Annotated in this window: 18 protein-coding genes; 13 read left to right on the forward strand and 5 right to left on the reverse strand. The window is 70.5% G+C overall.

Annotation, left to right across the window (positions count from 1 at the left end; genetic code table 11):
- Nucleotides 1–28: 28 nt before the first annotated feature.
- The gene (locus tag ABZX96_RS20795) at nt 29–1,222 is read right to left on the reverse strand and encodes a serine/threonine-protein kinase (protein ID WP_355546456.1); all 1,194 of its coding nucleotides are present in this window, start codon (nt 1,220–1,222) and stop codon (nt 29–31) included.
- A 662-nt stretch (nt 1,223–1,884) separates the two neighbouring features.
- Here ABZX96_RS20795 and ABZX96_RS20800 point away from each other — a divergent pair.
- From ABZX96_RS20800 to ABZX96_RS20810, 3 genes are all read left to right on the forward strand, one after another.
- Complete coding sequence (locus tag ABZX96_RS20800) at nt 1,885–2,274, forward strand: hypothetical protein (protein ID WP_355546458.1); 390 nt, start codon at nt 1,885–1,887, stop codon at nt 2,272–2,274.
- A 303-nt stretch (nt 2,275–2,577) separates the two neighbouring features.
- Entirely contained in the window at nt 2,578–5,370 is a 2,793-nt protein-coding gene (locus ABZX96_RS20805) for an ATP-binding domain-containing protein (protein WP_355546500.1), read from the forward strand.
- A 187-nt stretch (nt 5,371–5,557) separates the two neighbouring features.
- Complete coding sequence (locus tag ABZX96_RS20810; RefSeq protein WP_355546460.1) at nt 5,558–5,992, forward strand: hypothetical protein; 435 nt, start codon at nt 5,558–5,560, stop codon at nt 5,990–5,992.
- A gap of 84 nt (nt 5,993–6,076) precedes the next feature.
- Here ABZX96_RS20810 and ABZX96_RS20815 read toward each other — a convergent pair whose 3' ends face one another.
- Nucleotides 6,077–7,399: a beta-ketoacyl-[acyl-carrier-protein] synthase family protein gene (locus ABZX96_RS20815; RefSeq protein ID WP_355546462.1), complete on the reverse strand. Its 1,323-nt coding sequence runs from the start codon at nt 7,397–7,399 to the stop codon at nt 6,077–6,079.
- Between the two features lie 181 nt (nt 7,400–7,580).
- On the opposite strand from ABZX96_RS20815, the gene ABZX96_RS20820 reads away from it, so the two are divergent.
- The 7 genes from ABZX96_RS20820 (at nt 7,581) to ABZX96_RS20850 (ending at nt 14,570) form a co-directional block, all read left to right on the forward strand.
- Complete coding sequence (locus ABZX96_RS20820; RefSeq protein WP_355546464.1) at nt 7,581–8,330, forward strand: helix-turn-helix transcriptional regulator; 750 nt, start codon at nt 7,581–7,583, stop codon at nt 8,328–8,330.
- 281 nt (nt 8,331–8,611) lie between these two features.
- Entirely contained in the window at nt 8,612–9,613 is a 1,002-nt protein-coding gene (locus ABZX96_RS20825; RefSeq protein ID WP_355546466.1) for a diiron oxygenase, read from the forward strand.
- Nucleotides 9,610–10,539, forward strand: a complete 930-nt coding sequence (locus ABZX96_RS20830; protein ID WP_355546468.1) for an iron-sulfur cluster-binding domain-containing protein — start codon at nt 9,610–9,612, stop codon at nt 10,537–10,539. The genes ABZX96_RS20825 and ABZX96_RS20830 overlap by 4 nt, the downstream gene beginning before the upstream one ends.
- 179 nt (nt 10,540–10,718) lie before the next feature.
- Nucleotides 10,719–11,519 carry an arylamine N-acetyltransferase gene (locus ABZX96_RS20835; protein ID WP_355546470.1) on the forward strand — a complete coding sequence of 267 codons (801 nt, stop codon included), beginning with the start codon at nt 10,719–10,721 and terminating at the stop codon, nt 11,517–11,519.
- 7 nt (nt 11,520–11,526) lie between these two features.
- Nucleotides 11,527–12,096 carry an alpha/beta hydrolase gene (locus ABZX96_RS20840; protein WP_355546472.1) on the forward strand — a complete coding sequence of 190 codons (570 nt, stop codon included), beginning with the start codon at nt 11,527–11,529 and terminating at the stop codon, nt 12,094–12,096.
- Between the two features lie 10 nt (nt 12,097–12,106).
- Complete coding sequence (locus ABZX96_RS20845; RefSeq protein WP_355546474.1) at nt 12,107–13,309, forward strand: MFS transporter; 1,203 nt, start codon at nt 12,107–12,109, stop codon at nt 13,307–13,309.
- On the forward strand, nt 13,302–14,570 hold the full coding sequence (locus ABZX96_RS20850) for an ATP-grasp domain-containing protein (protein WP_355546476.1): 1,269 nt from the start codon (nt 13,302–13,304) through the stop codon (nt 14,568–14,570). The genes ABZX96_RS20845 and ABZX96_RS20850 overlap by 8 nt, the downstream gene beginning before the upstream one ends.
- A 169-nt stretch (nt 14,571–14,739) precedes the next feature.
- On the opposite strand, the gene ABZX96_RS20855 is transcribed toward ABZX96_RS20850, so the two are convergent.
- The 3 genes from ABZX96_RS20855 to ABZX96_RS20865 form a co-directional block, all read right to left on the reverse strand.
- On the reverse strand, nt 14,740–15,567 hold the full coding sequence (locus ABZX96_RS20855) for a phytanoyl-CoA dioxygenase family protein (protein WP_355546478.1): 828 nt from the start codon (nt 15,565–15,567) through the stop codon (nt 14,740–14,742).
- Between the two features lie 282 nt (nt 15,568–15,849).
- A complete protein-coding gene (locus ABZX96_RS20860) occupies nt 15,850–16,503 on the reverse strand; it encodes a 4'-phosphopantetheinyl transferase superfamily protein (protein ID WP_355546480.1) in 654 nt (217 codons plus the stop codon).
- A 12-nt stretch (nt 16,504–16,515) separates the two neighbouring features.
- Nucleotides 16,516–17,742, reverse strand: coding sequence for a class I SAM-dependent methyltransferase (locus ABZX96_RS20865; protein ID WP_355546482.1), 1,227 nt, complete (start codon nt 17,740–17,742; stop codon nt 16,516–16,518).
- 285 nt (nt 17,743–18,027) lie between these two features.
- Between ABZX96_RS20865 and rfbA the strand changes: the two genes are divergently transcribed.
- The 3 genes from rfbA (at nt 18,028) to ABZX96_RS20880 (ending at nt 21,640) form a co-directional block, all read left to right on the forward strand.
- Complete coding sequence (gene rfbA / locus ABZX96_RS20870) at nt 18,028–18,900, forward strand: glucose-1-phosphate thymidylyltransferase RfbA (RefSeq protein WP_355546484.1); 873 nt, start codon at nt 18,028–18,030, stop codon at nt 18,898–18,900.
- A 293-nt stretch (nt 18,901–19,193) separates the two neighbouring features.
- The gene (locus ABZX96_RS20875) at nt 19,194–20,720 is read left to right on the forward strand and encodes an aromatic amino acid ammonia-lyase (RefSeq protein WP_355546486.1); all 1,527 of its coding nucleotides are present in this window, start codon (nt 19,194–19,196) and stop codon (nt 20,718–20,720) included.
- Nucleotides 20,721–20,773: 53 nt separating this feature from the next.
- Entirely contained in the window at nt 20,774–21,640 is an 867-nt protein-coding gene (locus ABZX96_RS20880; protein ID WP_355546488.1) for a methyltransferase domain-containing protein, read from the forward strand.
- The last annotated feature ends 58 nt before the right edge of the window (nt 21,641–21,698 follow it).

The raw sequence follows: 21,698 nt of genomic DNA on the forward strand, positions 1-21,698 counted from the left end.
CGGGCTTCGGCGAGCGAATGTGAGCAGCTCAGAAGCGTGCCTCGCGGGCGTACGCGGCACGGATGCGCTCGGCGATGCGCAGGGGGGTCGAGGGGCGGACGGCGGTGGCTCTGCCGCTCGGGGGCGGGGGCCCGTCCGGTCCGGGGACGACGGGCTGCGGGGTGGAGGGAACGGCGGCCTCCTCGGCTTCCTCCTCGGTTTCCTCCTTGGCGGCGTTCTGCTCGTCCCCGGCCGGTGCCGGCGCGCCCGGCTGCTCGTCGTCCTCCACCGCCGCCGCGTCGACGACGGTGGGTGTGTAGGCGGGGTCGACGGCGGTGGGCGCCTCCGGTGCGGGGAGCTGGGGCGCGACGATCTCGGGCGTGAGGTCGGTGAGGCGGTACTTGGCCTGGAGGGCGGTCAGGCCCTGGCCGCGGATGACCTGCACCAGCCGTTCGATGACTTCGGGCAGGGCCGGCCGGGCGCCGGGGTCCGGCGCGAGCATGTCCGTGATCAGGGACCCGAGCTCCGGTGGCAGGCCCGTCAGGTCGGGCGGAGTCTCCGGGTCCTCGATCTTCAGGGCGACGGCCTGCCACGTCGGCCCCTCGTAGGGGTAGTGCCCGGTCGCGGCGAACAGCAGCACCGCACCCAGCGCGTAGACGTCGGCCGACCGGTCGAGTTGCTGCTCGCCCCGGGCCTGCTCCGGCGGCATGCACAGCACGCTGCCGACGACGAAACCGGTCGCCGTCAAGGTGGTGCGGCGCTCCGCGAGCACGGCGAGACCGAAGTCGATCACCTTGGGGCCGTACGGGGACAGCAGGATGTTCTGCGGCTTCAGGTCACGGTGGAGCAGCCCCGCGTCGTGCACCGTGCCGAGGCCCTCCGCCAGCAGTGCCCCGAGGCTGGCCGTCTCGGCGAGCGGGAGCGGTCCGCGCCCGGCGACAAGGGTGCGCAGATCCGGCCCGGGGACGTACTCCACCGCGAGCCACGGCTGATCGGCGTTCGCGTCGGCCCCCACGAAGGCGGCGACGAACGGCCCGTACACCGTGCGCAGGCTCTCCACTTCGGACAGGAAACGCGCGCGGGTGTCCTCGTCCAGGACGGAGGGCTTGATGACCTTCACGGCCGCTTGGTGGCCGGCCGCGGACTCGCCGAGGAACACCTGGCCCATACCGCCGGCCCCGATCCGGCAGACGAGAGCGAAGCCGCCAATCTCCTTCGGGTCCCCGTCCCTCAGTGGCTCCACGGTGCTGTGCCCTCCTTGTGGCCTGTGCGCTTGCGGCCTGTGCGCGCCGCTCTGGGCACGAGCTGCCTGGGTCCCAGCAGTTTATGCAAGGCCGCCCGGCTCCCTCTGTGGCGCTCGTCCGTACCGACGCCTATACGACCTGAGCAGAACGGAGAGGTGGGCGGTGTACGCATCCAGCGCCTCCAGACGGCTGCCTTGACGGCAGCCGCAGCCGTGCGGAATGCCCTCATCGAGGCGCGCGGATCGGAGACGCACGATCCGCGTCTCCGCGATCACCGCCCATACCTGGTGTGCGCCCGGCTCCCGTGCCGGCGAGTCTTCGGGCTGACCTCGGGTGCCGACGAGCATGATCTTGACCCCGACCACCGGTCCCAGCGCTCGTCGCGGGCTGTGCCAGGCCGTCCCCATTCCGCCGGCGCCGAGCGGGTGGCTCAGCCCTCTCGCCCTCAGACCGCCCGGTCCCGGCCGAGCGGGTCCCCTGCCACCGGCACGGTATGGACGCCACGTACGACTGTGCGCAGGTCCGGCAGACGGAGATCGGTGCCTCGTCCACCAACCAGGGACCTGACTGTTCGTCACCACACGACCTCTGATAGGTGTTTCGGCGGGGTACGGGCACAGCCCCGTAGCGGTGTCCCCTCGGCACCGCAGGGAGGACGCACATGAGCACCATCACTCGGGCCGAGATCCTCGCCGTCGAGCAGAAGGCCGTGGACCACGCGTACGACTGCTACGCCGCGCGACTGGCCGAGATGGACGGGACCTCGGCCGCCATGGCATCGGCGACCGGCAAGGACGGCATCGCCAACCGGGTCGAGGCGGAGGCGCGTGCCGCCGCCTACGGAGGGCTCGGCGACCAGGCCCTCGTCTTCGCCCGCGTCGACGCGCCGGAGGAACCCGGCGCGGAGCCCCGCCCCTGGTACATCGGGCGTCGAGGCGTACGGGATGCCTCCAACGAGCCGGTGGTCCTGCTGTGGACCAGCCCGTTGGCGAAGAGGTGGGCGCAGGCACTGCCGGAGGACCCGGGTGAGGTGGTCCTGCGGCGCCAGTAGCGCTGCGTGCAGCGTGTCGTCGAGGGCTATTTCGACGAGATCGCCCCGCCGGTGCGCGAACCCGCTCCCACAACCGTCCCGGAGCCGCGGCCGGCCGCTGACGAAGGCGTTGCGGCAGAGGAAGTGGGAGAGGGGGCGGCGGAGGATGTGGCAGAGGACGCGCAAGGAGTCTCCGTTCCGCCACCGGCTGAGCACCGTGCGCCGGCCCCCACTCCCGGCGACGTCGTCCGGCGCCTGCGGCGGAAACCGCCGCAGCCGGACGACTTCCTGCTGCGGGAACTCCAACGTTCCCGCGGTGGCCGTATGCGGGACATCGTCGAGACCATCCGCCGTGACCAGATGGACCTGGTGACGGGCTCCCCCTCGGACATCCTCGTCGTGCAGGGCGGTCCCGGCACCGGCAAGTCCGCGGTGGGCCTCCACCGCGTGACCTGGCTCGTCAACAACGAGCACTTCAAGGCCCAGGACATCCTCGTCATCGGCCCCCACCAGCGGTTCCTGGACTACGTCGGCCAGGTCCTGCCCACCCTCGGTACCCGGGACGTCAACGCCGTCCAGCTGAGCCGGCTGCTGGAGGGCGAGGTCCTCGGTACCGACTCCCCGCAGGCCCGGCTCGTGAAGTCGGACGAACGCATGGCGGCCGTCCTGCGGCGCCGTGTCGAGAAGGACTACCGTCCCGAAGCCCTCGACGGCCTCACCACCGCGCCCGCCTTCGAAGGCGACGAGCCCGCGATCGTCGTGACCGCGGGGAGCACGACCCTGCGGGTGCCGCGGTCGGAGGTCCTGGCGCTCCTCGACCAGGCCCACGGCGGCGACGGACCCTTCCGGGAACGCCGTGACCGCTTCCGGGGCCTACTCGTCGACCGTCTCCTCCAGGAGCTCGCCGACATCGCGCCCCGGCGCGGACAGCCCAGCACGATCCGCCGCGACCTGGAGCGCAACCGCCGGGTCGAGCGGCTCGTCGAACGCGTCTGGCCGTCACCCGGGCCTCGGGAGGCCCTGCGCACCCTCTACGACTCACCCGACCTCCTCCGCGTCTGCGCCGAGGGAATCCTCGACGAGGACGAGCAGGCCGCCCTGCTCCGCGCCCGCGCCGCCAGCGCCGACGCCGACCCGTGGACGCTCGACGATCAGGTCTGCCTCGAAGAGCTCGGGGTGCTCATCAGCGGGGACGCCCCGAGGCGGTACGGGCACATCGTGATCGACGAGGCACAGGACCTCACTCCCATGCAGGCCCGTGCCCTGCGACGGCGCCGCGCCGTGGGCGGCTCCATGACCGTCCTGGGCGACCTGGCACAGGCGACGGGCCCCCACATCCCGACGAGCTGGGACCGCACCGGCGCGCTCCTGTCCGACCACGGCGACTGGCGCGTGGCCGAACTCCATACGAGCTACCGCGTCCCTGCCGAGATCATGGAATTCGTCGCCCCGCTCGCGCGGGCGGTCGCGCCGGCACTGCCCTACCCGCGGGCCGTGCGGGAGGCGGGCGAAGACGCCGTGCGGACGGTGGCGACCGAGCCGTGGCAGCTCCTCGACGACACCGTCACCCAGGTGACCCGCCTGGTCGGTACCAGTGACGGCAGCACCCTCCGTTCCGTCGCCGTCATCGTCCCCGACGACTCCGACTGGCTGGACGCGATCAGCCGCAGGATCGACGAGTGCGGCGACATCGGCGAGCAGCACCGCGAGGCCGTCTCCGTCCTGGCCGCCGCCCAGGCCAAGGGCATGGAATACGACCACGTCCTGGTCATCGAGCCCGCCACCATCGCCGACCGGGGCCCCGCCGGTCTGCGGCAGCTCTACGTGGCCCTGACCCGCAGCACCCAGAGCCTGACCGTCCTGCACACCGCCCCGCTCCCGAAGGTGCTCCTTGGCTCCAAGAACGACGGGGAGCCGGCGGAATCCGACGCCCAGCCGCATGACGCCGAGGGACGCCTTCCCCGGATCGGCACCGATGTCAGGGTGGAGGTCGTCGGGCGGACCCCTGGCGGTCGCTACAAGGTCAGGCCGCTGTCGCCCGTGATCGACCGACCGCTGGTTCTCACCGTCCGCCACGGATCGGTCCCTCCGGGGCTGGGCGAGAAGCTGAATTGCTGGGTCTTCGCGAACGAGACGAACCAGACGCTGCTCACGGCCGATCAGCGCGGCCGTTCACCGATCTCGGCCCGGATGGCGGGGCGCTATCTCGCGGCACTGAGCGTGCTCGGTGAACTGATCCACAGCGACGGCGACGTCCCCGATGCCCGCAGTCGCCTCTCCGAGCTCCAGGGCATGGCCAACCGCATTCTGAGGCGGGACCAGGCCGACTGGGTCGACGTACTGCACCTGTTCGGTGATCCGGACAGAGACAGCCTCGTCGTTCTGCGCGACCTCGCCACGACGACCAACCGCGCGCTCAAGGACGGCACCCTGGAAGCGGGGCGCCTCAAGGAGGACATGGTGGCCTCCGGTTGGGCGGAGCCCCTCACCGAAGCAGGACGGGCGCTCCGGGCCCGCTTCGCCACTGAGGCCGAGCAGCAACCCGACGACACGGTCCCCGTCGCCCCGCGGCAACCCGAGCAGAAGGAAGAAGTACAGATGACCACCGCGGACACCACCTCCGCCAGACCGGCCCCGCCCCCTCAGGCGGCCCCAGCTATTCAGGCGACCCCGACCGCTCAGGCGACCCCGACCGCTCAGGAAGGCCTCCTCCGCGCGCTGGAGGCGGCTGCCGCCGCCGACCGCGCGTGCAAGAAGCACGAGGCGGTCCGGCATACGCTGAAAGGGGCCCTCCTCTGGGCAGACCTCCAGCCGACCGACTCCGCGGTCGTCGACGTCAGCTGTGTCACCGAGCGCGGCCTCTTCCTCTACGAGGCTTTGGGCCCCGGCTGTTCCGCTTACGCCGACCTCCGCTCCGGCGCGGCCCGGCTGATCGAGATCAACCACACGCTGCCCACGCCGGCCGACCGCCTTCACCTCGTTCTCTGCGAACCGCCCGCCGAGGAATGGTCCGCGGCCACCCTTCGCGACGTCTTCAACGTCCACGTCATCTGGCACAGCCCCGAAGGATGGGGCGGGCAGGACACCGACATCGCTCTGGGGTCTCCCGGGGCGTGATGTGCCGGAGAGGGGACGGTCGGCGGGGGTGGTGCTCCTGTTGGGGTTTTCGGCGGCCGGTCAGGCCCGGCGCGAGATCATCTGGCGCTTCGTGCAGTGCCGGTCCACCGTCCGGGGAGTTTCGGCTACCCGTCCGCCTCAGAGTCGTCAATAACCCACAACTATCGGCGGGTGCACGGGGGTTGGCATGGCGAGAGCATGGATGGTGCGTGCCGGAGCCGACGGGGAACGGGAGGAGGCTTCGCTGAGCGAAGGACTCAGCATCGCGGGGTGGCCGGAGCTCGGTGATCTCACGCACTGTGTGTCCTGGGACGGCCTGGGGGCCGAGCTCGGCAAGGCCTATCCGCGCGAGAGCCCGCGGGTGCTGAGCAACTGGCAGGGGCAGCTGTGGCGCTTCCGGTCGGTCATGGCCCCGGGCAACCTCATCGTGCTTCCGCGGAAGGACGGACATGTCGCCATCGGCTACCTCACCGGCGACTACCGCTACCGCGCCGACCAGGCGCCGGGATTCCGGCATGTGCGCGCCGTCCACTGGAAGCGCCCCGACACGCCGCGGAATGAGATCCGTGCCGGTCTGCGGGCCACGCTCGGTTCCCTCCTCACCGTGAGCCAGCGGACGTAAGGCTCACCCCAGCCGGCCGGACTCGCTGGCCGGCTGGTCACGCGCTGGGGGAGGGCCGACCCCAGCCCCCTCCAAAAAAACCGCTCAAGCCCCACCCCACCCACCCCGCAAAGCCAGCACACAGTTGTGCCCCCCGAACCCGAAGGAATTGCTGAGGACGACACCGCCACCCGTCGGCAAGGGCCGCGGAACGTGCGTGACCACGTCCAGGTCGCACGCGTCATCGGGGTCGTCGCACCCGATGGTGGGCGGGATACGGCCGTGGTGGAGGGTGAGGGCGGATGTCACGGCTGCCACGGCGCCGGCCGCTCCCTGGAGGTGGCCCAGGTTGCCCTTTATCGCGGTTACCGGGAGGGGTGGGGCCTGTCGGCCGCGTTCGTTCAGGAGGTGGTGTAGGGCCGTGGCCTCGGCCAGGTCGCCTTCGATGGTGGCGGTGGCGTGGGCGTTGATGTGGATGACGTCCGCCGGGGACGCGTGCGCGTCGGCCAGGGCTCGGTGGAGGGCGCGGAGGATTCCCTCGCCCGTGGGGTCGGGGGCGGCGATGTGGTGGGCGTCGGCGGACAGGCCCCAGCCGGCGGCCTCGCAGTAGACGCGTGCGCCGCGGGCCCGCGCGTGTTCCTCGGATTCCAGGACGACGAGCCCGGCGCCCTCACCGTGTACGAAGCCGTCCCGGTCCTTGGCGAAGGGGCGTGAGGCGCGGGTGGGCTCGTCGTCGCGTGTGGACAGGGCACGCATCGCGGAGAAGGCGGCCATGACGGAGGGGGTGATGGCCGCTTCCGTTCCGCCGGCCAGGGCGAGGTCGAGGTGGCCGTGGCGGATGCGGTCGATGGCCTGGCCGATGGCCTCGGTGCCGGAGGCGCAGGCGCTGACGACGGTGCGGGCCTCGCCGGTGATCCGGAGGTCCAGGGAGACCTGGGCCGCCGCCTGCGAGGGGACGGTCATGGGGGCGGTGAGCGGGGGCACGTTCCGCGGGCCCTTGTCGCACAGCCGCCGGTCGCCGTCGACCAGGACGGGGGCGCCGCCGATGATGGTGCCGAGGCAGACTCCGACCCGTTCCGGGGAGATGCCGCTCTCCACGGTTCCGGAGGGGGCGAAACCCGCGTCCCGCCATGCCTCGCGGGCGGCGATCACCGCGAACTGGGCGGCGCGGTTCATCCGCCGGGCCTGGACCCGGGGCAGCAGCTCGGCGGGGTCGGCCGGTACGGTCGCGGCGATGCGCACGGGCTGGCCGGAGAACTCCGCGCCTTCCAGTGTCCGTACGCCGCTGCGGCCTTCGAGGAGTCCTTGCCACAGGGCCGGGACGCCGACACCGAGCGGGGTGATCGCTCCCAGGCCGGTGACGACCACCCGGCGCGGTGTTGTCCGGGTCACTCCCGGCCGGTCGCCGGACGGGGGCGCGTACTGCATGGGGATCCGCTTTCCTGTTGTCGCGGTGATGCAACTGCCTTGCGTTGGGCGGGCAGTTGGGGTGGTCGGCTTGCAGGGAGCCATTTCCGGGACCCGTGCCAAGGCCTTGAGACTCTCGTCACTTTCCGTTTTCTTCGTGCGCGCTTAGAATCGCGCCCATGACGAGGGGTGATTTAAGGTCATGGAACTGCCACACCTTCTGCGGTTCTGGCGGGTCGATGCGGGAATAAAGCTCGGGCGCGGAAAGGCGATTCCGCAAAAGGAAGTCGCCGAACGCATGGGCGTGAGCGAACGCTGGTACCGCAGCCTGGAAGCCGGGGGCTCCATAGTGCTTTCCAGCGATATGCTGAGCCGGCTTACCGAGGCGCTTGCCCTGGGGCCCGACGAACGCATGGTCCTATACAGTCACGCGGTCGCCGGTGCCGCCGGGATCACTCTCGCGGACGAGGCGGGTGAGACCGAGAATCAGCTCGCGCTCTTGCGGCTGGTCTCGGCGCAGAGCGGATTCCCGGCTTATCTCACCGACGGTTCCTGGAACATGCTGGGTTACAACGCCCTCATGGCCGCCTGGTTTCCGTGGGTGCGTGAGCCGGGCGCCAATCTGCTGCGCTGGGCGCTGACCGATCCCTCGGCCCGTGAGCAGATGCTCGACTGGTGGCAGCACGCCGAGGTGTATCTCGCGATGCTCCGGTTCGCCCTGGCCACGAGCTCTCCCCGCAGCGCCTTCCTCGACGGGCTGCTCGAAGAGATCCTGCGGGATTCCCAGTGCCGCCGGCTCTGGGAGCAGGGGCCGAAGGTCGTCGCCTTCCGCCAGGGTCACCGGTACCGGCTAAACCTTCCGCACGTCTCCCCCGAACAGATCAGCGTGACCTCTCAAGTGCTTCTCCCCGCCTATCAACACGGCCTCCGCTGCACCTTGTTGCTGCCGTAGCCACACCTTACACACGGCGTCCCCGGTGTGAACCGGCAAGTTTTTGCCTGTTCCCCTTCACCTCAGGCGACCGGCAATTTTTTGCCGGTCGCCTTTCCTTTTGTTCCGCTTCGGGAAACTTCGGAAACCTTCGGGAAGCTTCGAGAAATCACCAACGGTGGCGAATCCGGACAACACCGGCCGGCGGCAAATTCTTGCCGGTTGACGGCCCCTTCCCCCACTGGCAGCATCCGCGTCTCGCGAACTTTTTTTCGGACCATCCCGAAGGTTTCAGAGAAGTAATGGCACTGCAATTTGCGAGTGCGGCCAACCGGACCATTCTCGTTCGCCGTCACCAGAAACGCCTCGACCAGGCGTTCGTCACCGCCGAGTACCGCAGCCGTTTCCGTACCTGGGAACGCGTCGCCACCGTCCGGAACGCCCCCCTGCGGGCGCTTGAGGACGACGGTGAGCTGTTCTTCAGCCCCGAACTCGTCCCCGCCCTGTCCCACCCGCTGCTCCAGCGGGCCGAGCCGCGCGTCCGCGAGGCGGTGCTGATCCACCGTCTCTACGAGTACCTCCGGTTCACCATCGACCTGGAGCAGAGCGCGGTCATCCCGGTCACCGGGCACATCAGCCGCGGCATGTCCGGGCTGGACCTGCCCGAGGGGATGCGCGCGGACGCGTTCAAGATCGTTACGGACGAGGCCTGGCACGCCCAGTTCACCTACGAGATCCTCAGCCAGGTCCGCACGCGCACCGGTGTCGCCCCGGCCCTCCCGGCCGCGCCCACGTTCACCGCGGAGCTGGCCCGCATCCACGAGGCCCTGCCGCCGGAGATCCGCGGCCTGGACGAGATGCTCTTCGCGATCGTCAGCGAGACGCTCATCTCCTCGGTGCTCGAAGACCTTCCGCGGGACGAGCGGCTTCCCGAGGGGGTCCGCGAGATGGTGGCCGACCACGCGGTGGACGAGGCCAAGCACCACACCTACTTCTCCACGCTGCTGCGGTACCTGTGGCCCTCGATGACGCGCAAGGAGCGGGAGCTGGCGGGCCCGTACATCCCCCAGCTGATCTTCGCGTTCCTGGAGCCGGACTACACGAGCGCGGCGCTCGGGCTGCGGGCCGCCGGCCTGACCGGCCCGGAAGTGGAACAGGTCATGAGCGACGTCTACGCGCGCGACACGATCGTGGCCGATGTGCGCCGCGGAGCCGCGCCCACGCTGCAGTACTTCGTCGAGGCCGGCGCGCTGGAGCACGGCGCGACCCTGGAGGCGTTCCAGGAATCGGGGCTGATCGTATGAGGACGGCCATGGTCCGGGCGGCGCACGTCCTGACGCCGACGGTCACCCGGTACTGGATCTCCCCGCCGCCCGGCGGCGAGCGGCTTCCGGTCGCCGTGCCCGGCCGGCACGTCACACTGCGGGTCGGTCCGCGCGTCAAGACCTTCACGGTCGTGGCCGCCGACGAGGACGGCTACGAGCTGGCGATCCGCAACCGTCACCAGGGCGACCGGCGTGACCACCTCTCGCCCCGCCTGCACGTCGGGGCACCCGTAAGGGTCTCCGCGCCGAGCGGGCGGTTCACCGCCGAGCACTCCGCCCCCTTCACGCACTTCCTGGCGGCGGGCGTGGGCGTCAACCCGGTCCTGGCGGTCCTGGACGGTGGGCGGCTGCGCGGGTGGCGGCTGGTCTACGTCGACCGGGGCGCGGCGGAGTTCCCGTTCCTCGGGCGCCTGCGGGAGCTGGCGCGGGAGCAGGACGGCACCGTCGTCACCCTCGACACCGAGACCGAGGGCCGTCCGGACTGGGCCGAGGTCGTCACCGCGATCCCGGTCGGCGCCGTCATCGGCGTGTGCGGTCCGCCCGCGATGGTCGCGGCCGTGCGCGCCGCCGTCGACGAGGTTCCCGGGGCGCGGCAGCTGATCACCGACGGGCCCGCGGGCGGCACCGCCGACATGCCCCGCGCCGTGGAAGTCGAGTGCGTCAAGACCGGCGTCACCTTCGAGGCCGCCCAGCACCAGCCGCTGCTCGACGCGCTGAACCGCAACGGGGTGGCCGTCCCGTCCTCGTGCCGTCAGGGCATCTGCGGGACGTGCGAGGTCGAGGTCCGCGCCGGGCGGATCGACCACCGCGACGAGGTGCTCACCGACGAGGAGAAGGCCGAGTCCGGCTACATGCTCCCGTGCGTCAGCAAGTCGATCGGCCGGCGGCTCGTCCTCAACGTCTGACGCCCCTCCCCCGCCTCCGCCTCCGCCTCCGTCGGAAAGACCCCGGGCTTCCACCCCTCCGGAAAGACCTTGCTCCCTCACTGCTCCGGAAAGACCCCGGTCTTCCACACCTCCGGAAAGACCCCGGCCCCCATCCACCTCGGAAAACCCTTGCTCCCCCACCCCTCGGAAAGACCCCTGTGAACCAGCTCATCACCGGCTACACGAGCCGGATCGGCTTCGACGCGCCACTGGAGCCGACCCTCGCGTGCCTGCGGCGCCTGCACGAGGCGCATCTGTACCGCGTCCCCTTCGAGAACTTCAGCATGCACCGCAACGCCGAGCGGGGCCTCACCGAAGAGGCGCTCCGCGAGGTGATCGTGGACCGCCGCCGGGGCGGGATCTGCTTCGAGACGGGGCGGATGATGCAGTCGCTGTTCGACGCGTGCGGACTCGACTACGAGATCCGGCTCGGCAGCGGCTGCGAGCCGCACCCCACCCCGGCCACCCACCAGGTCTTCGTCGTGACCGTGGACGGCGAGCGTTGGCTGTTCGACATCGGGTACGGCGCCCGGGGCCCGCGGGGCCCGGTCCTGCTCGCGGACGGCGCGGAGCTGGCCCACCCTGCCCTTTCCACCAGGGTCCGCCTCGACCACGCCGGTGGTGCCCCGGTGTGGACGGTTTCCATCAAGGAGCACGCCGTCAACGCCACCGAATGGCAGGACATCTACCGGTTTGTCGACACTCCGGCCCGGGCGCTCGATCTGGAGATGGCGCACTTCTACACGACGGCCTCGCCCCACAGCCTCCTGAACCGGCACAAAGTAGCGAGTATCCCCACTCCCACCGGCCGGGTGAGCGTGCGGGACGGGCACCTGACGGTCGTCGCGGACGGCGGCAGCACCACCACGCCCATAGACGACGGCGCGGAGCTCCAGGAACTCGTCGGCCGGTACTTCGGCATCACCGTCTCCGCCCACGACCTCGGGATCGAAAGGTAACGAGCCCATGCACTTCTTGACCGTACCGGGCTACACGGGTTCCGGATCGGACCACTGGCAGACGCACTTGGAGAGCACCTACGAGGGCTTCTCCCGGGTGATCCAGGACGACTGGGCGAGCGTCGACCGCGACCGCTGGGTCGCCCGGCTCGACGAGACCGTACGCGCCCTCGACGGCGAGGTCTTCCTCGTCGGCCACAGCTGCGGCTCGGTGACCGTCGCGCAGTGGGCCGCGACGCGCTTCGACCGCCGGGTCGTCGGCGGCCTCCTGGTCGCCCCGGCCGATGTCGAGGCGCCCGACACGCTGCCCGCCATCAAGCCGCAGGCGCCCCTGCCCGCCACCGCGCTGCCGATGGCCTCGCACCTCGTGGTGTCCGACAACGACCCGTTCCTGTCCCTGGAGCGGGGCAGGGCCCTGGCGAAGACCTGGGGCAGCACCGTCGACGTCGTCCCGGGTGGCGGGCACCTGGCCACGCGGGACGGCTACGGGCCGTGGGACCACGTGGCCCGGCTGATCGAGCGCTACTCCGGCACGACGCTGGAGACGACCGAGGGACGTGTCCGTTTTGCGCGGTAAGCTCGCGGCGGTGCCCCGGCCCGTCTACTTCTACCTGGCCGCCTCGTTCTTCATGGGCCTCGCGAACACCATCTTCGACGTGGTGTTCAACTTCTACCTCGCCGAACGCGGCATCAGTGAGGGCGACGCCGGCCTGATCTACGCCATCGCCACCGGCGCCATGGCCGTCGCGGTCGTCCCGCTCCTCCTCCTCGGCCGGTACGTCTCGCAGCGGGCCCTGCTCATCGGGGCGTCGGTGCTCTACACCGTCCCCTTCGCGGGTCTGCCCTTCGTGTCCTCGGTCGCCTCGGCCTCCGTCGTGCTGAGCCTCATCCTGTCGGGCATGCTGGGCCTGCTCTCGGTGGGCAACGCGATCGCCGGCGCCCAGGTCCCGGAGTCCGGGCGCACCCGCCTGTTCAGCACCTTCTTCATCTGCTACCTGGGCGCGGGCGTCATCGGGTCGGCCCTGGTGTCCGGGATCAGCGGCCTGCTGCACACCGACGCCCTCGACAAGTACCGCTTCTTCCTGCTGCTGTCCTTCGTCGCCGCCTGCCTGATGCTCGTCCTGCGCATCCCCTCGGCACGATCGGTCCCGAAGACGGCCGCGAAGGTCGCGCACACGGCGGCCGAAACGCCGGGCGAGAAGCGGAACTTCGTGACGCTGTTCGTGGCGGCCGGGTTCCTGGGCGCGTCGATCGCGCTGTTCTTCCGTTTCGCGAACGTGCTGTTCTCCCAGATCTACGACATATCGGTGAGCGACATCTCGCTGATCCTGGGCAGCGACAAGATCATCAGCATCTTCGGTGCCATCTTCGCGCCCGTGCTGGTCAAGCGGTTCTCGCTGCGCCCGAGCGCCGTGTTCTTCGGCGTGCTGGCCGTCCTCGGCCTCGTCCTGCAGTCGCTGACGGTCCCGCTGATCGTCTTCATCGTGCTCTACCTGCTGCGGCTGCTGTTCAACTACTGCCTGATGCCGCTGCTGGACACGGTCGCGATGGCGGGCTTCGCGCCGGCGCGGCAGATGGTCTCGATCGCCCTGCGGCAGTCCTCGTTCTATCTGGGCGGCGCCGTCGCCGCCGCGGTCTACGGCGGGCTCCTCGACGGCGGGCGGTGGCAGGCGGCCCTGTGGGTCTCGGCGGGCTGCGCCCTGGTCGGGTCCCTCGCGATGGCCCTCGTACGGAACGCCGGGACCGCGCCGCGGACCGCCCCCGAAGAGAAGGTTCTCGAACATGCCTGACGCGCCGGACACCAAGACGCTCGTCGTGGTGGACCCGTACTCCAGCGGCTCGGTCTTCGCCCGCCGCGCGAAGGAGCGGTACGGCCTCGACGCCATCGCCGTCCTGACCTCTCAGACCCTGCCGCCCTCCCTCCTCGCGAGCCACCCGCGCCAGGACTTCGCCGCGGAACTGCGGTTCTCGGACGTCGCGCGGACGGCGGCGGAGATCGAGCGCCTGTGTGGCGGTCGCCGGCCGGACCACCTCGTCTGCGGGTCCGAGCCGGGCGTGGAGGTGTACGACGCGCTGGCCGCCCACTGGGGAATGCGCCCCAACTCCGGTCCCTCGGAGGCCCGCCGGGACAAGTTCCTGATGCAGGCCCGGCTGCGCGACGCGGGCGTCCCGTACATCCCGCACCACAAGGCCTCCGACACCGAGTCCCTCGTGCGGTGGTGCGCGGACAGCGGCCTGGCCGAGTACGTCGTGAAGCCGGTGAAGTCCTTCGCCACCGACGGCGTGTTCTTCTGCTCCACCCCGGACGAGGTGCGCTCCGCGTGCGACCGGCTCTTCGGCCGGACCGCCCTCACCGGCGAGGTCATCACCGAACTCCTCGTGCAGGAACGTCTCGTCGGGCCGGAGTACGTGGTCGACTCGGTGTCCCTGGACGGCACGCCGTTCGTCGTCGACATGTTCCGCTACACGAAGGAGACGATCGACGGGACGCCGGTCTACCGCGCCATGACGGCGGTGGAGGTCGGCGACCACCCCGGGATCGTGGCGTACGTGGAACGGGCCCTCGCCGCGCTCGGCATCGACAACGGGCCCGCCCACAGCGAACTCGTCCTCACCGAACGGGGCCCGGTCCTCATCGAGACGGGCGCCCGCATGCACGGCGGCCTCGGACCGACGCTGGTCGAGGAGTCCTCCACGCACTCCCTGATCGACCTGACGCTGGCCTCGCGCGTGGCCCCGGAGGACTACCTCGACGGAACCCGGGTCCGGCCGTCCCTGCGGCGGGGAGTGGTCGAGTGCTTCCTCTTCTCGCCGGTGGCGGGCGTGGTCGCGGCGAACCGGGTGAAGGATGCCTGCGGGGGACTCGACAGCTATCTGTTCGACACGTGTCCGCAGGTCCCGGGCGACCGGGTCGAGAAGACCACCGACCTGATCACCTCGTACGGCCGGGTCGTCCTCGCCCACGCGGATCGGGAACGGCTCGCACGGGATGTGGAGCGCGTTCTGGATCTCGATCGGCGGGGGGCGCTGCTGGACGTGGTGGCCGACTGACGGGGAGGCGGACCGGCGGGCAGCGCACGCGGCCCCGCGCCGCGAGCAGTCGGCGCGGGGCTGGAGGCCTGCTTCTCGGATTCTGGGAAGCAGGCCGTCCCTGGGGTGCGCGTGGCGCGCCGGTCACCGTCGTGGGGTGCCGAGCGGGGTGGAGTGGCCCACCCCGCTCTCAGCTCAGTCCCAGGCCCATGCGGACGGCGCGCTCCACCGGGCTGTAGTCCCCGTCGGGGCGCTCGGTCCGCACCAACTCGCGCGGTTCCACCGACGCCTGCGCCAGGAACCGGGGCTTGCCTCTCCGGTTGGGCTGCGAGGCGTGCACCAGGAAGGGATGCACCACGAAGACGTCGCCGGCCTCGCCCGTGGCCAGTACCTCCGTACGGTGCGCCGTCGCCTTGTCGATGACGTCGTCGCGGAGCAGGGGGGTGCCCTCCTCGCCGAACGGGGCGATCATCGGGGGGACGTCGAAGTGCGAGCCGGCGCGGATGACGGTGGGCGCGTCGTCCGGTCCGATGTCCGAGTAGAGCAGCAGGATCAGCAGGGCCCGGCCGCGCGATTGGATGTTGACCCGGAAGCCGTAGGGGTCGACCTTGGACAGGTCGCCGCCGTCTTCGAGCGCCTCGAACCAGTGCTCGTCGACATGCCAGCCGGCATCGAAGTGCCAGGCCGTGTCTCCCGGATCACCGGGGTGCGGAAACCGTACGGGAAACGTTCCGGGCCAGTCGGGGTCGATCCAGCGGCCGGCGCCGTAAAGCTGGTCGTAGGCGCGGTGCAATCGGGGAGTGTTGCAGGATTCCAGGAACGGGGGATCGTTGATCGGGGGGATGCGGACGACGGGTTCGGTCCACGTCCTGGGATTGTGCGGGTCCTTTCCGGTCTCCCGCCAGAGCCGTTCCCGGCAGATGTCCGCCGTCTCTTTCGAGAACGCTCCGGGAATCTTTACGTAGCCGTCTTGAATGAAGTTCTCGACTTCGGTATCGGTGAGGCTGAGTTCACTCACTGAATACCTCCCTTTGTTCATGGATGACGAAATATCAGGGCCGGGCGATGGGGAGTCAACCCTCCAGCGAAACGCTGCTTACCGCAGCGGTGATTCGTCATCGAGTTGCGGTTGGGCGCGGCGGAAAACCACGTCGGCTTTTCGTATTCGGACGTCGCGCCGTTCTGTTGCCCCGGGCGAGCGCCGCGCCCGGGTTTCGCGGGTGTCCCGCCGCGCGGGACACCCGGTGCGGTCTCGCGGCCGGGCACACAGGCTTGAAAGGGCCTGGGGGCCGGTCCGCCTTTACGCCTCCAGCCCGATCGCCGTCAGAGCAAGGCCGTCGCGGACCGACCAGCGCCCGTGAAGCGTACCGACAGGGCGCTCCCCCACCACCGGCCCCGGCAGCAATAACCGCGCGGTGAACCGGCCGTCCGGCGAGAACCTGATATCCGCCTCGCCGAAACCGAGCCGGCACCGCATCAAGGGAAACCAGACCTTGTAGACGGCCTCCTTGGCGCTGAACAGCAGCCGGCCCCAGTGGATCGACGGGTCCCCGTCCGCCAGGCGCGCGAGCGCGGCGCGCTCCTGGGGGAGGGAGATGGACCGCAGGAAGCGCGGTGGCACCGGGCGGTGCGGTTCGGCGTCGATGCCGAGCCCGCGCAGGGCCGTGGCCGGGGCGAGGGCGGCGCAGCGGTAGCCGGCGCAGTGGGTGATGCTGCCGACCACACCGTCCGGCCAGCGGGGTTCCCCCTGGCGGCCGGGCAGTACGGGTGCGGGCGGCAGCCCCAGTTCGGCCATGGCGCGCCGTGCGCAGTGCCGTGCCGTGCGGAAGGAGCGGCGGCGCTCCGCGCCCGCGCCCTCGATCACGGCCTCTTCCTCCGCGTACGGCGAGACCGCGGTCTCGTCGTCGAAACGCTCCACCCAGGCCACGGAGGGCGGCAAGAGTTCCCCGATCACGCGGGACCGGGATCAGACGACACGGACGTCCGGCACGTACATAATCCACTTGCCGCCCGCGGCACGGAATTCCTGCTCCTTTTCCATGATTTCCTCCGCGTGGTTCCAGGCGAACAGCAACGCGTAATCGGGGTACGCCGCCGAGAACTCCTCGTGAGGACGGACCGGAATGTGCACTCCGGGGGTCAGCCGGCCCTGCTTGCTGGGGGTGATGTCGCTGACGAACTCGACCAGCTCGGGGCCGATGCCGCAGAAGTTGGTGACCACCGAGCTCTTGGCGGTGGCGCCGTAGCCGACGACCCGCTTGCCGCTGCTCTTCAGGTCCAGCAGCAGGGTCGTCAGGTCCTTGCAGATCTTCTGCACGTTCTCGCCGAACTTCTCCAGCGTCGGCAGGTCGGAGATCTTCCTGCGCTCCTCCTCGGCGAGGAGTTCGGCCACCGCGGGGCTCGGCTGCCGGGCGCCGCGGTGGGCCAGCGTGTAGCGCACCTCGCCGCCGTGGACCGGCAGCCGTTCGACGTCGACGAGTTCCAGGCCGTGCCGGGCGGCCATGAACCGCACCGACCGCGCGCTGAAGAGGAAGAAGTGCTCGTCGTAGATCTGGTCGAACGACGTACGCTCCACGATGTCCCCGAGGTAGGGGTCCTCGAAGACGAACACGCCGCCCGGGGCGAGCAGTTTGGTGACGCCGGACAGGACGGATCCGATGTACGGGATGTGGCACAGGGTGTTCGCCGCGTAGATCACGTCGGCGGGGCCGTCGGCCTCAAGGATCTCCTGGGCGGTCGCGTCCTCGAAGAACGACTTGCGCACCCGGAGGCCCTTGGCCGCCGCGAGGTCGGCCACGCCGGACGGGTCGACGCCCAGGCTCGGGACGCCGGCGTCCGCGAGGGCCCGCAGCATGATCCCGTCGTTGCAGCCGATCTCGACGAAGAACGGGGAGTCCCCCGTCAATTCGGTGGAGATCAGCCGCTTCGCGAATTGCTCGAAGTGGGCGCGCATATAGGCGGAACCAGAGGAATGGTACGGATAATCCTCGTGGAACATGTTCTCGCGCGGGACCTCCTCCATCAACTGCACCATGGAGCACTCCGCGCAGACACCGATGGCGAGGCGGAAGAAGAACTCCTTCTCCACCGCGCTGCCCGGGGCGAGGAAACAGTCGGAGAGCGGCTGCCTCCGGAAATCAAAGAACTCGGTGACTGTGCCGTTGCATACACGACAACGAGTAGTACGCGACATTCACACTCCTGACTTGCCGCTCCGGGAGAAGGAAACGGTTCCGGGGAAACGTACCCGCGGCAACACGCTTGAACAAGCCTCTTCCGGCCTGTCGGAAACGGGACCGTACCGCACCGTGCGCGGAAGAGAGCCGTTCGGTGGCCGACCGGGTTTTATCGAATGGGGCCGCTGTCCCGCCGGCAGGACAGTCTCGCGGCAAAGAGTATGCCGGTGACCACTCGGCCGTGCCGCCGAAGGCTGATAGCGTGCCGCCGAATCCCGCTCTCATGACGAATAGGTGGACCGATGAAGGGAATAGTGCTCGCGGGTGGCAATGGAACGCGCTTGCATCCATTGACTCTGGGGACCTCGAAGCAGCTTCTCCCCGTCTACAACAAGCCGCTGATCTACTACCCGATCTCCATTCTCATGCTGGCCGGCATTCGCGACATCCTGGTGATCTCCTCACCGTCGAGCCTGCCGATGATCAGGGGACTGCTGTCCGACGGGTCGCAGTTGGGCCTGAACTTCAGCTACCGCGTCCAGCCGACGCCACGGGGCATCGCGGACGCGTTCCTGATCGGCTCCGACTTCATCGACGGCGGCCCGTCCGCGCTGATTCTGGGCGACAACGTCTTCCATGGGGCCGGATTCCCGCGGCTGCTCCGCGAATCCGTCGCGAACGTCGACGGCTGCACACTGTTCGGCTACCCTGTGTCCGATCCCGAGCGCTATGGCATCGGTGAGACGGACGAGCTGGGAAACCTCGTATCGATCGAGGAAAAGCCGCTCCGGCCGCGCAGCAACAACGCCATCACCGGGCTCTATATGTACGACTCCGAAGTCGTGGAAATCGCCCGGTCCGTCACGCCCTCCGAACGCGGCGAACTCGAAATCACCGATGTCAACAGGGCGTACCTGAAACAGGGCAGGGCCAAGCTCGTACGCCTCGGCCGGGGATTCACCTGGCTCGACTCGGGCACGCACGACTCCCTGCTCGCCGCCGGCCAGTACGTGCAGGTGATCGAGCAGCGGCAGGGCGAGCGGGTCGCCTGCCTGGAGGAGATCGCGGTCCGCATGGGCTACATCTCGCAGGAAAGCTGCGCGCGCATGGCCGCCGAAATGCGGGGCTCCGCCTACGGCCGCTATCTCATGGAAGTCGCCGAGTCGCTGAACTGAGACGCGCGGCCGACGAATTGGCCTTGCCCGGTCGCCGAATCGCCTGTGCCCGGTCGCCGACTCGGCATCTGCGGTCGCCGGACCGGCATCGCCCGGTCGCCGCACCGCGGCGGTCCTGCCGGCGGGACACGTCCGGCGCCTCATGCCCTCTCCCACGGAAGGCCGGCGCGCGCCCCGCCCGGCCCACACCCGAGGAAGGCCGGCGCGCGTCCGTCCCGGCCCACATCCACGGAAGGCCGGCGCACGCGTCCGTCCCGGCCGCACACCCCACCACTCCAACGCGAAGGAACGACATGACCCTTGTCACCGAGGCGCCGGGCATCGACCAGAGCAGTACGGACCGGCTGTCCGAGATCGTCGGCAACGCGGCGTGGGACGCCAAGCTCGACCCGTGCACGGACGCGGACGTCGCCCGCCTGGAGAAGGCCGCGGAGACCATCGACCGGCACCTGGCCGACGGCCGGCCCATCTACGGGCTCACCCAGGGGTTCGGCCCGCTGGTGCTCTACCGGGCCACGTCCGAGATGGAGCAGGGCGGTTCGCTGATCGCCCACCTCGGTACCAGCCAGGGCGCGCCGCTGCCGCCCGAGACCAGCAGGCTGGTCCTGTGGCTCCGGCTGAACAGCATGCGCAGCGGGTTCTCCGCGGTCTCGCCCGACCTGTGGCACCGGCTGGCCGACATGTGGAACCGCGGATTCACTCCGGTGATCCCCCGCGACGGCACGGTGAGCGCGAGCGGTGACCTCCAGCCGCTGGCCTGCGCGGCGCTCGCCTTCGCCGGGCAGGGGGAGGCGTGGCTGCGCGACGCGGACGGGCAGTGGCGCAGACGGCCGGCGAAGGAGGCCCTGGACGAGCTGGGCGTCGAGCCCTTCGAGTGGCCCGTCCGGGAGGCGCTCGCCTTCGTCAACGGCACCGGCGTGTGCCTGGCCGTCGCCCTGCTCAACCAGCAGTCGGCGGTGCGGCTGGTCCGGGCGGTCTCCGTGCTCACCGGCCGGCTCGCGACCCTGCTCAAGGCCAACCCCGAGCACTTCCACGTCGGGGTGCAGGAGGCGCGCGGCCAGGTCGGCCAGCGGACCGCCGCGGCCTGGATACGCGACGAGCTGCCGGCGGGCCTGGTGCGCAGTGAGGACCGCCCGTTGCAGGAGCCGTACAGCCTGCGCTGCGGCCCGCAGGTGCTCGGCGCCGCGCTGGACCAGCTCACGTACGCCGGTGACGTGCTGCTGCGCGAGGCCCTGGGCTGCACCGACAACCCGATCACCTACGAGGGCGAGGTGCTGCACGCGGGCAACTTCCACGGCATGCCCGTCGGCCTGGCCTCGGAGCAGATCGGCCTGGCCATGCACACGGTGGCGTACCTGGCCGAACGCCAGCTCGCCCTGCTGGTGAACCCGACGACCAACGGTGGCCTGCCGACCATGCTCACCCCGCGCGCCGGCCGCGGCTGCGGCCTGGCGGGGGTGCAGATCAGCGCGACCTCCTTCATCTCGCGCATCCGCCAACTGGTCCAGCCCGCCTCGCTGACGACGCTGCCGACCAACGGCTGGAACCAGGACCACGTGCCGATGGCGCTCAACAGCGCCAACGGCGTGAGCGACGCGCTGGAGCTGGGCTGGCTGGCCGTCGGTTCCCTCGCCGTGGGCATCGCCCAGCTCGCCGCGATGGTCGAGCCCGGCGCCCCGCAGGACGGGCTGTGGGCGCGACTGGCCGAGATCTCCCCGCCGCTGGACGCCGACCGGCCCATGGCGCCGGAGGTCCGCGCGGCGGCGGAGCTGGTGTCGGAGCACGCCGCGCGGCTGCTCGCCGAGGCCCGGACCAAGTGAAGACGAACAACGACGGATGAAGCCAAGTGAAGCCGGCCGGGGGTGATGCGCGGATGCGTCAGGAGACCGTGACGGCCGACGGGCCGACACTGCCCGAGCCCGCCGATGTGGGCGACTTCTACGAGCGTCACCACCACCTGCTGACCGGCATGTGCGGCGGCGACATGCACAGCGGCTACTGGCACGGGCCGCACGACATCAGCGGCTTCGAGGTGGCCAGCGCCCGGATGACCGACCAGGTGCTGGACCGGCTGGACGTCGGGCCGGGCATGAAGGTGCTCGACGTCGGCTGCGGCGCGGGCGGTCCGGGCGTGCGCCTCGCGAAGTGGTGCGAGGCGCGGGTCACCGGGATCTCGCTCGGCGCCGGGGAGGTGGCCCGCGCGACGGCGCGGGCCGAGGCCGCGGGGGTGTCCGGCCGGGTGGCGTTCCAGCGCGCCGACGCGGCCCGGATGCCGTTCCCCGACGCCGCCTTCGACCGGGTGATGGCGATCGAGTGCCTGGTGCACGCCGCCGACCGGGTGGCGGTGCTGCGGGAGATCGCCCGTGTGCTGAAGCCGGGCGGACGGGCCGTCCTGACCGATTTCGTCCTCCTCGGGCCCGAGACCGAGGACGAGGAGGAGAAGGCCGCGGTGGCGCGGATGCTGACCGCGCTGCGGACGGCCCCGATGGTGCGGACCGAGGACTATCCGGGCCTCTTGCGGGACGCCGGACTGGAGCCGGTGGAGATCACCGACATCACCGAGCACACGAAGTACACCCGGGGGCGCCTCTGCCTGGCGATCGGGGCGCACCTCAGGGAGCACCCCCGCCCGTCGGAGGAGCTGAGGCTGCTGCACGACATGCACGAGCACATCGAGTGGATGGACTTCGACCAGCTCCCGCAGAGCGACGGCGTCGTCATCGTCGTCGCCGAGGTTTAGGCGCGCCTTGGCGGGTGCGGGGGTGCCCGGGGCGGGGCCGTACGGACGCGGCCCCGCC

The organism is Streptomyces sp. NPDC003077, assembly GCF_040611095.1.
Lineage (GTDB): Bacteria > Actinomycetota > Actinomycetes > Streptomycetales > Streptomycetaceae > Streptomyces.

What these genes read in the sequence shown, in the direction of transcription:
- ABZX96_RS20840 (WP_355546472.1), top strand. Translation starts at nt 11,527, where the DNA reads ATGCACTTCTTGACCGTACCGGGCTACACGGGTTCCGGATCGGACCAC.
- ABZX96_RS20865 (WP_355546482.1), bottom strand. Translation starts at nt 17,742, where the DNA reads ATGTCGCGTACTACTCGTTGTCGTGTATGCAACGGCACAGTCACCGAG.
- ABZX96_RS20810 (WP_355546460.1), top strand. Translation starts at nt 5,558, where the DNA reads ATGGCGAGAGCATGGATGGTGCGTGCCGGAGCCGACGGGGAACGGGAG.
- ABZX96_RS20825 (WP_355546466.1), top strand. Translation starts at nt 8,612, where the DNA reads ATGGCACTGCAATTTGCGAGTGCGGCCAACCGGACCATTCTCGTTCGC.
- ABZX96_RS20820 (WP_355546464.1), top strand. Translation starts at nt 7,581, where the DNA reads ATGGAACTGCCACACCTTCTGCGGTTCTGGCGGGTCGATGCGGGAATA.
- rfbA (WP_355546484.1), top strand. Translation starts at nt 18,028, where the DNA reads ATGAAGGGAATAGTGCTCGCGGGTGGCAATGGAACGCGCTTGCATCCA.
- ABZX96_RS20800 (WP_355546458.1), top strand. Translation starts at nt 1,885, where the DNA reads ATGAGCACCATCACTCGGGCCGAGATCCTCGCCGTCGAGCAGAAGGCC.
- ABZX96_RS20805 (WP_355546500.1), top strand. Translation starts at nt 2,578, where the DNA reads ATGCGGGACATCGTCGAGACCATCCGCCGTGACCAGATGGACCTGGTG.
- ABZX96_RS20830 (WP_355546468.1), top strand. Translation starts at nt 9,610, where the DNA reads ATGAGGACGGCCATGGTCCGGGCGGCGCACGTCCTGACGCCGACGGTC.
- ABZX96_RS20875 (WP_355546486.1), top strand. Translation starts at nt 19,194, where the DNA reads ATGACCCTTGTCACCGAGGCGCCGGGCATCGACCAGAGCAGTACGGAC.
- ABZX96_RS20850 (WP_355546476.1), top strand. Translation starts at nt 13,302, where the DNA reads ATGCCTGACGCGCCGGACACCAAGACGCTCGTCGTGGTGGACCCGTAC.
- ABZX96_RS20815 (WP_355546462.1), bottom strand. Translation starts at nt 7,399, where the DNA reads ATGCAGTACGCGCCCCCGTCCGGCGACCGGCCGGGAGTGACCCGGACA.
- ABZX96_RS20880 (WP_355546488.1), top strand. Translation starts at nt 20,774, where the DNA reads ATGCGTCAGGAGACCGTGACGGCCGACGGGCCGACACTGCCCGAGCCC.